Below are 12,346 nucleotides of genomic sequence, written 5' to 3'. Positions count from 1 at the left end.
GGGCGGTCGAGGCGGGTGGGGACTGTTCGAGACTACGAGAGGACCGCTGCGGGACCGCGCCGATACGCTGGCCCGATGCGAGGCATCATCCTGGCGGGCGGAAGTGGCACCCGGCTGTACCCGATCACCAAGGCCATCAGCAAGCAGCTGATGCCCATCTACGACAAGCCGATGATCTACTACCCCTTGTCGTTGCTGATGAACGCCGGGATCCGTGAGGTCCTGATCATCACCACCCCCGACGACCAGGCGCAGTTCCAGCGGCTGCTCGGCGACGGCTCCGACGTCGGCATCGAGATCAGCTACGCCGTCCAGCCGAAGCCCGAGGGGCTGGCCCAGGCCTTCGTCATCGGCGCGGAGTTCATCGGCGACCAGCCGGTGGCGCTCGTGCTCGGCGACAACATCTTCTACGGCACCGGTCTGGGCAAGAACCTGCGGGCCAACACCGACCCCACCGGTGGCCGCGTCTTCGCCTACCACGTGGCCAACCCCCGCGACTACGGCGTCGTGGAGTTCGACGCCGACGGCCGGGTCATCTCCATCGAGGAGAAGCCGGCCGTGCCCAAGAGCAACTACGCGGTTCCCGGCCTCTACTTCTACGACAACCGCGTCGTCGAGATCGCCTCGAAGATCACGCCCAGTGAGCGGGGCGAGCTGGAGATCACCGCGATCAACGAGGAGTACCTGCGCCGCGGCGAGCTCACCGTCACCGTGCTGGAGCGTGGCACCGCGTGGCTGGACACCGGCACGCACGTCTCGATGATGCAGGCCTCGGAGTTCGTCCGGGTGGTCGAGGACCGGCAGGGCTGGAAGATCGGCTGCATCGAGGAGATCGCCTGGCGGCGGGGCTACATCGACGCCGGGCAGCTCGAGGCGCTCGCCAAGCCCCTGCGGAAGAGCGGCTACGGCGACTACCTCCTGAACCTCCTGGCCGAGCCCGGACTGGACTGACGGCGGGGTCCTCCCCGTCGACTCAGCCCGGCCTCCGGCTCAGCCGTCCAGGGCCGGAGGCCGCGCAGCGGCCGGTCGATCCGTCAGGGCGAGGACCGCGAGGGCCGCGGTCAGGACGACCGCGCTGCTGAGGCCGTAGCGGACATTGGCGTCCGCGCCCTGGGCGGCTGCGAAGAAGCAGCCGTTCACGACCGTCCCGAGCCAGACGGTCGCCAGGACGAGGGTCTGCCGCCGGCCGCCCGACCGCGCGGGCTCTCGCTGCCCTCGTCTGCGTGTGACGGCGGCTGTGACGAGCACGGGCAGGAGGACGAACCCGACCGCGAGGAAGGCGCGGGACAGGTCGGGCCGGTGTGCGCTCATCCGGGTGATGTTCCACGCGGTCGGGGTGTCGGAGTCGTCTCCGGTCACCGCTCTGGCGGTCCCTTCGACGGCGAAGGTGACCGGGGCGAACGCGTACTCGATCGCATCCGCACCCGCTGTGGCCGCCACCTCCACAGCGCAGCAGCGCAGGGTGGCAGCCACAGCGGCGCGGACCACGCCGGATCCCCCGTCGTCCATCTCCAGCATGCGCTGGGTCATCGGCAACGCGTTGTTGTTGTGCTCGTCGAAGGCCGCCGCTTCCTCGGCCGAGATCTGCGCGCGTACGTCCGCAGCCAGGTCGCCACGGACCTCCGACAGATGCGGCCAGACGATCCGACTGACCGCCGCCGGCGCGGCACCGGCCTCCGGCCGGCCGTAGTCGGTCGTCTGCGTGGCCCGGTTGACCGCCGACCCCAGGAGAGCGGGCAGCGCCAGGACGAGGACCGCCGCCACGGGCAACCACCTGCGGCCCACTCCCGCCTGCCGCCGGCGCACCACGAGGCACGCGATCCCGGCAACGATGGCCAGGACCAGCAGCACGGTCGCCTTCTCGGTGCGGAGCAGAGCTGTGCTCAGCGCCGACCCCACCGTGATCGCAAGGGTCCGGCGGGCGACGTCCCCGTCGATGACCACACGGGCGAGGCCGGTGAGTGCCACCACGAACCCCGAAGCGGCGAGGGAGTCGCTGAGCACGCTGGTCGCGTAGTGCAGGGCCAGCGGCGAGGTGACGACGACCGCCGTCATGAAGGCGACGACGCCACGCCTGGCAGCCGGTGCCACGGTGTGGATCAGGTACCACGAGGCTCCTGCGACCGCCGCCGTCTGGAGCAGGTAGATGGGCACCTGCAGCGGGACACCGAGCGGCTCGCTGACGACCGACGCCACCCGTACGAGCAGCGGGTAGGCGAGCGTCCGGTAGCCGTCCACGCGCAGGTCATCGGCCAGCCGGAAGTACTCGGGGGTGTCGCCGTAGGCCGGGACGGCGGTCAGGTTGGCCAGCCACCAGACCAGCCCCACGACCACCTGGACGGCCGCCAGGGCAGCCACCACCCACATCCCCCACCGCCGCATGCCGGTACTCCTCCGTTCCGCTGGTGACTGCGGCCGCCGGATCGTCCGCGACCGCACGGGACTGCTGATCACGCGCTGGGCACCCGGCAGACGAGGTCGTCCGTCCCGGTGTAGCCGACCTCCATGCCCTGTTCCTCCAGGACGGTCGCCAGTTCGACGAGTCCCGTGCGGTGGCACACCACGCCCACGTCGAGCGTCGTCAGGGCCTCGGGTGCGCGCGCCAGGTCGGCGGGGTCCGTGCCTCCCTCGACCAGCCGCTGGAGCAGCAGCCGGGTGGCGACCCGAGCCCCGGGCCGATCCGCGTACACCTCGAGGTACTCCCCGCGGGAGCTGACCGGACGGGCGTCGGGCTGGACCACCCCGAGCGCGGCGACCACGTCGACCGGCGCCAGCACACGCTCGCCGGACGCCTCGGCCGCCGCCCACCGCGCCGCGGCCAGCGGACCGGCCGGGAGCTCCCACGTGCCCGGCGCGGCGACGGTCGCCCCGTTCAGCGGGCTCCACAACGGGAGTCCTCCCACCAGCAGCGCGGCTGCCGCGCCCACGGCGACCACACCGCCCTTCACCCGACCGGGCACCCCTCCGAGCAACGCGACGAGGGCCGGGACGGGGACGATCCAGGTCAGCCGCCACGCGATGGCGTCGGTGCCCATCACCGACCCGGCCAGGGCGTAGAGCGCCGGGACCGCGATGAGCAGGCCGGCGGCGACCGCCGCCAGCGCCGTCCAGCGAGCCTCGGGGGCACAGGTCGCCCAGTGCTCCGGCAGGAGGCAGCCGGCAATGAGGACGACGGCCGCCGCGAGGGCCACGACGGCCGGGAGACCGGTGCCGAGCACCTTCTCCCAGGCGTCCTCACCGGCGGCTCCCGGGACGAAACCGCCCTGCCCGGTGCCCCCGGCGACGAGCATCACCGCACCGGCGGCCAGTGCCGGGCCGGCGCCGATGGCCAGGAGCCGGCCGACGTCGGCCCACTGGCGACGCAGTGCGCCGGGCACGCTGCCGGCCAGGACGACCCCGGGGACCACGAAGACGGCCGCCGGGGTGAGGCCGACGGCCGCCACGGACGCCAGCCCGACCACCGCCATCGCGGCTCGGCGCTCCCGACCGGCCCCCGCGGCCCACAGCCAGGCGCACGCCGCGTAGAGCAACGGGACGACGATGGCGAGGAACAGCACCTTGCCCTGCCACATGCGGGCGAGGTGCAGGTTCCCCCACGACGCGTGCGTCGCACCCCCGAGCACGAGGAAGAGCGCGGCGAGGAGCAGCCCGACCGCGGGACGACGCACCCGCCACGCCCGGAGCAGCATCCACAGCGCCCAGACCGCGCCCGCGGTGGCCAGCGGGGGCAGCAGGACGTAGGCCACGTCGCCCACGCTGAGACCGGTCACCCGGGAGACCCAGCCCAGGAGTGCCTCGATGGACGGGAGGTAGGGGGTCTGGGCCGGCAGTCCGGGCCACCGGCCACCGGAGAAGATGACGTCCCCCACCCGGACGTCGCCGTGCGCGGCGATCCACGTGCTGCGGACGACGTACGACGCGTCGTCCAGGTCGAACCGGACGATGACGGCGGCGAGGCCCGCCAGGACGGCCGACACCGCCAGCGGCACCCACGGCCCGGCCACCGGGAGGGCGGCGACCGTCGGGGCCAGCGACCGCCGGACGGCGATCACGACCACCGGCCCGAGGGCGACCCACCCCCAGAAGGCCCAGGCCGACGGGATCGCACCGGCCAGGGCCAGGAGGTAGGCACCGGTCCAGGTGGCGAAGAGGGCCAGCCCGGCCAGGACCGCGAGGTCGAGCGTGCGGGTGACCCGGCTCGCCGGACCGCCGGCTGCGAGACGCCCGGCGCCGGCCACGGCAGACGGGTCCGTGGCGGCGCGTTCCCGGACGGCGGAGGACGGCACGCGCGACGCTAACCCGCCGGCCACCGGCTCCCCGGCACGGTGCTGGCGAGTTGGCGACCGACGCTGCACAGGCTGCCCACCCGCCCCAGGGTCCCCGACCTCAACCGCACAGCTCGGCGTACAGCTCCACCAGGCGGTCGGCTGCCCGGTCCCAGGTGGCCACCGCCGACACCCGTCGCCCGGCGGCCATCATCGCCGCCCGGACCCCCGGCTCACCCACGACCTCGCCCAGCACCCCGGCCAGCGCCGGCGCGTCGCCCACCGGCGCCGTCCGGGTCGCCCCGTCCCCCACCTCGAGCAACGCCGGGTCGTCGGAGGTGACCACCGGGACCCCGGCCGCCATCCCCTCCAGGACCGGCAGGCCGAACCCCTCGGCCCGGCTGGGCACCACCAGCGCGGTCGCTCGGGCGAGCAGGACGGCCAGGTCCTCGTCGGTGACCCGCCCGAGGACCCGCACCCGGCCCGGGGGCAGACCCAGCTCCGCAGCTCGCCGCAGCGGGTCGACACCGCCCCACCCGGCCTGGCCGGCGACCAGGAGCGGCAGGTCGGGGGCGCCGGGGAGGGCCAGCGCCGCCAGCAGCACGTCGAGCCCCTTGCGTGGCTCGAGGGTGGCGAGACTGAGCAGGTACCCGCCCGGGGGCAGCCCGAGCCGGTCGGCACGTGCGTCGGCGTCGGGAACGGGCCCGGTGAGGACGGCGGCGACGCCCTCCCCCACGACCTCCACCCGGGGCAGCCGCACGTGCGGGCGCAGCGCCGCCTCCACCGCACGGGTCGGGACGACGACGGCATCCGCCTGCTCTGCTGCCCGCTCGGCCATGGACCGGTGCCAGCGGACCCCCCGCGGGGTCAGCGTCTCGGGGTGCGTCCAGGGGACGGCGTCGTGGACGGTCACCACGAGCGGGCGACCGCGCCGCGGCGGGAACAGGAGGGTCGGCGCGTGGACCAGGTCCGCTCGCCGCGGAGCGGGCCCGACGCCCCGCTCCCATGCCGCGACCAGGGGACGCCGGGCCAGGGGGAACCGACGAGGTCCGGAGACCCCCGGGACCTGCGCAGCGGTGGTGTGCCGGTGCCAGGCGACCCAGCCACGGACGTCGATGCCCGGCGGGCGCACCAGCGAGCGGGCCAGTTCCGCGGAGTACCGGCCGGTGCCGCCGGGGACAGGGCTCAAGCACTGTTCCAGGACGACGGCCACCTCCACGGCCCCGACCCTAGGTCCCGGCACGGGAGCCGGCCGCCCCGGCCCGCGGGGCACCGCACCGTGAGAACATGTCGCCGGATGAAGATCGCCCTCGACGCCACCCCGCTGCTCGGCCGTAGCACCGGGGTCGGCACATACGTCCGTGGCCTCACGTCCGGGTTGGCGGAACTGCCCGGCCTCGACCTGCGGGCCGTGCCGTTCACGCTGCGCGGCGGGCGCCGTCCGGCGGGACTGCCCCCGGCGGTGCACTGGCGGCACCTGCCGGTACCCGCCCGAGCGCTGCAGGCCGCCTGGACCCGGGCCCCCCTCCCGCCGGTCGAGGCGTTCAGCGGCCGGGTCGACGTCTTCCACGCCACCAACTTCGTCGCGCCGCCGGCGCTGCGCACGGCGTCGGTCGTGACCGTGCACGACCTGACCTACCTCCGGTTCCCCGAGTGGGTGACCGACGCGGTGCTGCGCTACCGGGACCTGGTGCCCCGTGCGCTGGACCGGCCGGGCACCGTGGTCGTCACCCCGACCCGGGCGGTCGCCGACGAGGTGACCGCGGCCTACTCCCTGCCCGAGGACCGGGTCGTCGTGACCCCGCTCGGGGTGGACCCGGCCTGGTCCGGAGCCCACCCGGTCGACGATGCGTGGCTGGCGGCCCGGGGCCTGCCGGACGAGTTCCTGCTCTTCGTCGGGGCACGCGAGCCGCGGAAGAACCTCAGCACCCTGCTCGATGCGCACCGGCGAGCGCGCGCGGAGGGCTCGGTCCCCGACCTGGTGCTCGCCGGGCCGGCCGGCTGGGGGCCGGAGGCCGAGCAGGGCGCCGGAGTGCACGTGACCGGCTGGCTGAGCCAGTCCGAGCTGCACGGTGTGGTCGCCCGGGCCCGGGCCGTGCTCCTGCCGTCCCACTACGAGGGCTTCGGGTTGCCGCTGCTGGAGGCCATGGCCGCCGGCACCGCGGTGGTCGCCAGCGACGTTCCGGCACACCGGGAGGTCGCCGGCGGGCACGCCACCCTGGTCGCGCCGACGGACGTGGACGGCTGGGCCGAGGCGCTCACCGCCGCTGCGCCGTCGGAGGGACCACGCCGGGCCGAGGCTGCGGCCTGGGCGCGGCAGCACACCTGGCGGGCGTGCGCCGAGGCGACCGTCGACGCCTACCGACGGGCCATCGGGTGACCGGCACCCCGCGACGGCCCGTGCTCACCGTGGTGATCGTGACCTGGAACGGTCGGCACCTCCTCGACGACTGCCTCGGCGGTGTGGCCCGGCAGGACCTCGGCCGGGACCGTTTCGACGTGGTCGTGCTGGACAACGCCTCCACCGACGGGACCGTCGAGCACCTGGCCCGGCACCACCCCGACGTCCGGGTCCTGACCGCGCCGTACAACACCGGTTTCGCGGGAGGCGCGCACCGCGCCCTGGCAGCGGTGTCGACCCCGTACGCGGTGTTGCTGAACAACGACGCGGTCCCCGAGCCGGGGTTCCTGTCAGCGCTGCTGCGGGCGATCGAGGCACCCGGGGCCGAACGGGTGGCCGCCGTGACCGGCAAGGTGCTGCTCCGCCCGCGCTTCCGCCGGTTGCCGCCCGGCGCTCCGACCGCCGAGGGCGACGTGGTGGCACCGACGGGCACCTACCGCCCGACCCCGGACGGCGACGTCGACCTGGTCAACTCCACCGGCAACGAGGTGACCCGCTCGGGCTACGGCAGGGACCGCGGGTGGCTCCAGCCGGACGAGGGCCGGGAACCCCCTGCCGAGGTCTTCGCCTTCTGCGGCGCAGCGGTGTTGCTGCGCGCCGCCGCGCTGGCCCAGGTCGGCGACTTCGAGCCCCGGCTGTTCCTGTACTACGAGGACACCGACCTGTCGTGGCGGCTCCGCACGGCCGGGTGGACGATCCGGTACGAGCCCACGGCGGTCGTCCGGCACGAGCACGCCGCCAGCAGCGACGTCCGGTCGGCGCTGTTCCGCTTCCACGACGACCGGAACCGGCTCCTGGTGCTGACCCGGAACGCCCCCGGCCGGCTGGCCGTGCGGGCGGCGCTGCGGTACCCGGTGACCGTGCTGCACCTGACCCTGCGCCAAGGGCCCGCCACGGCGATGACGGTCACCCGGCTGCGGGCGTTCGGCTCTTACCTGCGGTGGCTCCCCCGTGCCGTGCGGGTACGCCGGGCAGCGGGCCGGTCCGCGCTCGTCCCGCGAGCGCAGACCGCGACCCTCCTCGTCGCCGACTGACGCAACCCGGCCGGCCAGGCATCACCGGAAGCGGGCGACCCCGCCACGGACGTTCTTGCGGATCCGCCCGGCGACCCGACGGCCCAGCTCGACCGGCCCACCCTGCTGCATGTACTCCCGGATCAACCCGAGGTCGCCACGCAGGTTCGGCTCGTACGACGTGTCGATGAGCCGCCCCTGGACGACGGCCTCGAGTTCCTTGCCGTTCGCCCCGGCGAGGTCGGGTGCCCGGCGGGGGGCGCGGCAGAACTCCAGCAGCGGGCTGAGCGCCCGCTCCCACGCGTAGTCGTTGCGGACCCGGTCGACCGCGTCCCGGCAGGCAGCGGCGAAGGGCTCGTCGTAGAGCGTCCGCTCCAGTCCCTCGGCCAGCGCATCGACGTCCTGCTCGGGCACCGTCACACCGAGCCCCTGTGCCGAGATCAGGTCGCCGAACGTGTCGCCGCCGGTGGCCACGATGGGCAGCTGGGCCCACAGGTAGTCCAGCATCCGGGTCCGGAAGGAGAACGTGGTCTCCACGTGCTCGAAGTGCGTGGACACGCCCACGTCCGCGTCCAGGAGGTAGTTCTCCCGGTCCCGGAAGTCGACCCACTCCTCGTTGAAGAACACGTGCTTGCCGGTGAGGCCCAGGGAGTCGGACAGCTCTCGGGTCGCCGCGGCCATGCGCATCTCGGGCACGTGCGGGTTGGGGTTGCGCATGCCCAGGAAGAACATCCGCACGTCGGGGCGGCGCTGGCGCAGCTGGTCGATCGCCCGGACCAGGGTCAGCGGGTCGAACCAGTTGTAGACGCCGCCGGCCCACAGCACGACCTTGTCGGTCTCGGCGATGCCGGGGACGACGCCCTTGATCGCCGGACGGGTGCGGCGCGGGGGCACCGAGCTCAGCCCGAAGGGGACGACGGCGAGCAGCTTGCTCATCGAGGAGTCCGCGTCGTAGGTCGCCGGGTTGAGCCGGCCGACGGCGGCCATCTGCCCCAGCCAGAAGTGCCGCTGCTTCTCGCTCGCGCAGAGGAAGAAGTCACCGCGGCTGAGCTGCTGGTTCAGCACCGTGGTCGTGTTGGCGACGTCGCGGGTGCGCTGGCCGCCCTCCTGCCCGCGGGTCTGCTCGAGCTGCTCGAGGTGCATCGGGTCGTAGATGTCACAGACGATGATCTTCTGCGAGCGGACCAGCCAGGGCGCCGCGGCCATGGCGAAGCCCTGGAACACGATGATGTCGGCCCACGCCTCGTGCGGCTTGAGCTGGTCGGGCACCCCCACCGCGGAGACCGCGAAGCGCGGGTCGGAGATGCTCGCCCCGCTGGTCGAGACCAGGCGGACGTCGTGCTCGTCGGAGAGGTGCTCGGAGATCGCCCAGGCGCGCATCGCCGGGCCGGCCATCTTGGCCGCCAGCGGGTCGCCGGTGATCACCAGGATGCGCCGCCGGGTGGCGAAGAGGTCGGCGATGCCGAAGGACTCGACGAGCTCACCGTGCGCCTTGAGGTAGCGCGCCAGCGGGAACGCCGGCTCGATCGCCTGGCGGAACAGCGGTGCGAGCTCCAGGTCGTTGCGGGTGCGCTGCTCCTGCAGCCGCGCCCGGTCGGCCCACAGCCCGGCGACGTCGGTGGCGGCGTCGGCGATGGCCAGCACCCCGGCCATGGTGACCTTGGGGACGCTCATCTCGCCGATGTCGTCGCCGCCGGGTGAGCGCTTCAGGTCCAGGGCACCCGGGTCGATCTCGCCCCGCTCGGCGGCCCGGCTGATGGCCAGCATGAGCGCCGGCGCCAGGGTCCGCGACAGGGCGTCGTCCCCGTAGTTCTTGATCATGCTGAACAGCGCGTTGCGCTCCAGCAGGAACGTCTCCCGGTAGCTGCCGAACTTCTTCATCGACGCGTGGTGCTTGTGGAAGGCGATCGAGTCGGGCACGTAGCGCACCCGCCAGCCCAGCAGGTTCAGCCGCCAGCCCAGGTCGACGTCCTCGTAGAACATGAAGAAGCGCTCGTCGAAACCGCCGACGGTCTCGTAGACGTCCTTGCGGACGAACATCGCCGCGCCCGTGCCGAAGAGCACGTCCCGCGGGGTCTCCCACTCGCCACTGTCGGGCCGCTCGACCTCGCGCTTGTAGCCCATGCCGAACCAGGTGAGGGACCCGTCGACGTAGTCGATGTGGGTGCCCTCCCAGTCCAGCACCTTGCTGGCGACCGAGGCGACCGAGCGGTCCCGCTGGAGGACGTCGACGGCGGCGCGCACCCACTGCGGGTCGGGGCGGGCGTCGTTGTTGATGAAGCCGACGACCTCACCGCGGGCATGGCGGACCCCGGTGTTGCACCCGCCGGCGAAGCCGCTGTTCTCACCCGCCTCGATGACGACGGCCCCGGGCACCTCGCGACGGATCCGGTCGACGTCGTCGCCCCCGGAGTCGTTGTCCACGACGATCAGCTCGAGCTGGTCCGCGGGCCAGTCCAGCTCGCCGAGGGACCGCAGGCAGGTGATGGTGTCCTCGGCGCCCTTGTAGTTGACGAGGACGACCGAGACCAGCGGTTCGGTGGGCATCAGACGGTGGCCTCCGAGGCGATTGAGGGGAGATCCGCGTTCCAGCGACCACCGAGCGCGACCACTCCCCCGGACTCGCGCAGCTCACCGGTCTCGACGACGAACCGGTAGCAGTGGCGCAGGAAGTCGTAGGTGTGGGTGAGCGTGTGGTCCAGGATGCGGGCGCTGAGGTCGAACGTGTAGGGCTGCAGGGTGAGGTTGGGGATCGCGAGGTCGATGTGGCCCGACCCCTCGATGTAGGCGATGTCCAGCCCGCCGTCGCGGGTGTGGTGCGCCCAGATGCGCATGCCGTCGACGGTGTCCAGCGCCAGTGCGAAGGCCGGCCGCTCGACCCGCTCCGAGCACTCGTAGGAGATCCGGATGGTGGCCTGCTCGCCGGTCCGGAACCGGTTGGCCGGCAGTCCCCGGGCGTCCAGGACGGTGACGTCCGTCAGGATCGCCTCGCCGGACCCGATCCGCGTCTGGACCGGCGTGCCGTCGGGAGCGGCGCCGTCCGACGACGCGGACGTGGCCGACGACGAGGGGACGACGACCTCCTGCTCGTGGCTCTTGTCGACGTAGCGGTCGACGATCTGGTCCGCCCGGCCGACCTCCACGAGGGAGCCGCGGTCGAGCCACGCGGCCTGGTCGCACAGCGTCCGCATGGAGCCCATCGCGTGGCTGACGATGACCACCGTCTTGCCCGCGCGGCGGAAGTCGACGAACTTCTCCATGCACTTCTCCTGGAAGGCGGCGTCGCCGACGGCGAGCACCTCGTCGACCAGGAGCACGTCCGGGTCCACGTTGATCGCCACGGAGAAGCCCAGGCGCATGTACATGCCCGAGGAGTAGTTCTTGACCGGCTGGTCGATGAAGGCCTCGATGCCGGCGAAGTCGACGATCTCGTCGAACTTGCGCTCCAGCTCACGCTTCGTCATGCCCAGGATCGAGCCGTTGAGGAAGACGTTCTCCCGACCGGACAGCTCGGGGTGGAAGCCCGACCCCAGCTCCAGCAGGGCGGCGACCGTGCCCTGGGTGCGGATGTCCCCCTTCTCCGGCTCCAGGATCCGGGCGATGCACTTGAGCAGGGTCGACTTGCCCGACCCGTTCTCGCCGATCAGCGCGAAGGTCGAGCCCTGCGGGATCTCGAAGGAGACGCCGCGCAGCGCCCAGTACTCGTCGTAGCTCGCCCGGCCCCCGCGCATGAGGGCCGCCTTGAGGGACTGGTTGCGCTCCTTGTACAGCCGGAACCGCTTCGAGACCTCGTCGACCACGACGGCCGGGGTGCTGCTCACAGTTCCTCCACGAGGCGGTGCTGACTCCGGTTGAACACCGCGAAGCCGATCACCAGGGAGCCGACTGCCGCCACGAGGCAGAACAGCAGGTCCCCCCAGTACGGCATGACGTTGTCGTACAGCATGGCCCGGAAGACGCTCACGAACCGCTCCAGCGGGTTGAGACGGTAGATCGTCTCCAAGGGGAAGTCGTTCCCGGCCGCCCGCATGCGGGCGGCCTGGTCCTGGATGAGCTGGTACGGGTAGACGATCGGCGTCGCGTAGAACCACAGCTGCATGCCGATGGTGACGAAGTGCTGGGTGTCCCGGAAGTAGACGTTGGCGACCGACAGCAGCAACGCGATGCCGAGGGCGAAGGCCGTCAGCAGGACGACGACGAGGAGCAGCAACGGGATCCACGGCAGCGGCATGCTGCCGAACAGCAGCAGCAGCACCACCAGAACGCCCAGCTCGATGGCGAAGGTGACGTTCAACGACAGGACCGTCGCGACCACCAGCGTCGGTCGCCAGAAGAAGACCTTGCGCAGGAGGTTGGCGTTGGCGATGAGCGAGCCCATGCCACTGCTCACCGCGTTGTTGAAGAAGTTCCACGGCAGCAGGGCACAGGCCAGGAAGAGGACGAACACCTGCAGGCCGCTGTCCTCGCCCACGGGCACCGGCACGCGGAGCACGAACCCGAAGACCAGGGTGTAGATCAGCAGGGTCGCGATCGGGTTGAGCAGCGACCACCCCTGACCGAGCAGGGTGCGCTTGTACTTGCCCCGGACCTCGCGGAGGGTCAGGTTGACCAGGAGCCCTCGGGAGTCCTTGAGGTCACTCACGACGCTCATGACAGTTGTTCTCGCA

Annotated in this window: 9 protein-coding genes; 3 read left to right on the top strand and 6 right to left on the bottom strand. The window is 72.7% G+C overall.

Going from position 1 to position 12,346, the window contains the following annotated elements; genetic code table 11:
- Positions 1-75 precede the first annotated feature (75 nt).
- Positions 76-951: a glucose-1-phosphate thymidylyltransferase RfbA gene (gene rfbA / locus O2W15_RS12980; protein WP_269179716.1), complete on the top strand. Its 876-nt coding sequence runs from the start codon at positions 76-78 to the stop codon at positions 949-951.
- Positions 952-990: 39 nt separating this feature from the next.
- Here rfbA and O2W15_RS12975 read toward each other — a convergent pair whose 3' ends face one another.
- From O2W15_RS12975 to O2W15_RS12965, 3 genes are all read right to left on the bottom strand, one after another.
- On the bottom strand, positions 991-2,382 hold the full coding sequence (locus O2W15_RS12975) for a hypothetical protein (RefSeq protein ID WP_269179715.1): 1,392 nt from the start codon (positions 2,380-2,382) through the stop codon (positions 991-993).
- 68 nt (positions 2,383-2,450) lie between these two features.
- Positions 2,451-4,286 (bottom strand): DUF6077 domain-containing protein, encoded by a 1,836-nt coding sequence (locus O2W15_RS12970; RefSeq protein ID WP_269179714.1) that lies wholly within the window; start codon positions 4,284-4,286, stop codon positions 2,451-2,453.
- A gap of 100 nt (positions 4,287-4,386) precedes the next feature.
- Positions 4,387-5,454 (bottom strand): glycosyltransferase family 4 protein, encoded by a 1,068-nt coding sequence (locus tag O2W15_RS12965; RefSeq protein ID WP_269179713.1) that lies wholly within the window; start codon positions 5,452-5,454, stop codon positions 4,387-4,389.
- 108 nt (positions 5,455-5,562) lie between these two features.
- On the opposite strand from O2W15_RS12965, the gene O2W15_RS12960 reads away from it, so the two are divergent.
- On the top strand, positions 5,563-6,645 hold the full coding sequence (locus O2W15_RS12960) for a glycosyltransferase family 4 protein (protein ID WP_269179712.1): 1,083 nt from the start codon (positions 5,563-5,565) through the stop codon (positions 6,643-6,645).
- Positions 6,600-7,700 carry a glycosyltransferase family 2 protein gene (locus O2W15_RS12955; RefSeq protein ID WP_331253872.1) on the top strand — a complete coding sequence of 367 codons (1,101 nt, stop codon included), beginning with the start codon at positions 6,600-6,602 and terminating at the stop codon, positions 7,698-7,700. Before O2W15_RS12960 ends, O2W15_RS12955 begins: the two co-directional genes overlap by 46 nt.
- A gap of 21 nt (positions 7,701-7,721) precedes the next feature.
- On the opposite strand, the gene O2W15_RS12950 is transcribed toward O2W15_RS12955, so the two are convergent.
- The 3 genes from O2W15_RS12950 to O2W15_RS12940 are packed head-to-tail and all read right to left on the bottom strand — an operon-like array spanning position 7,722 to position 12,330.
- Positions 7,722-10,226: a glycosyltransferase gene (locus tag O2W15_RS12950; RefSeq protein WP_269179711.1), complete on the bottom strand. Its 2,505-nt coding sequence runs from the start codon at positions 10,224-10,226 to the stop codon at positions 7,722-7,724.
- Positions 10,226-11,500 (bottom strand): ABC transporter ATP-binding protein, encoded by a 1,275-nt coding sequence (locus O2W15_RS12945; RefSeq protein WP_269179710.1) that lies wholly within the window; start codon positions 11,498-11,500, stop codon positions 10,226-10,228. Before O2W15_RS12945 ends, O2W15_RS12950 begins: the two co-directional genes overlap by 1 nt.
- A complete protein-coding gene (locus O2W15_RS12940) occupies positions 11,497-12,330 on the bottom strand; it encodes an ABC transporter permease (RefSeq protein WP_269164517.1) in 834 nt (277 codons plus the stop codon). Before O2W15_RS12940 ends, O2W15_RS12945 begins: the two co-directional genes overlap by 4 nt.
- Between the last annotated feature and the right edge of the window lie 16 nt (positions 12,331-12,346).

The organism is Modestobacter sp. VKM Ac-2979 (assembly GCF_026967995.1).
Lineage (GTDB): Bacteria > Actinomycetota > Actinomycetes > Mycobacteriales > Geodermatophilaceae > Modestobacter.
This window is presented reverse-complemented; position numbering and strand designations above follow the sequence as displayed.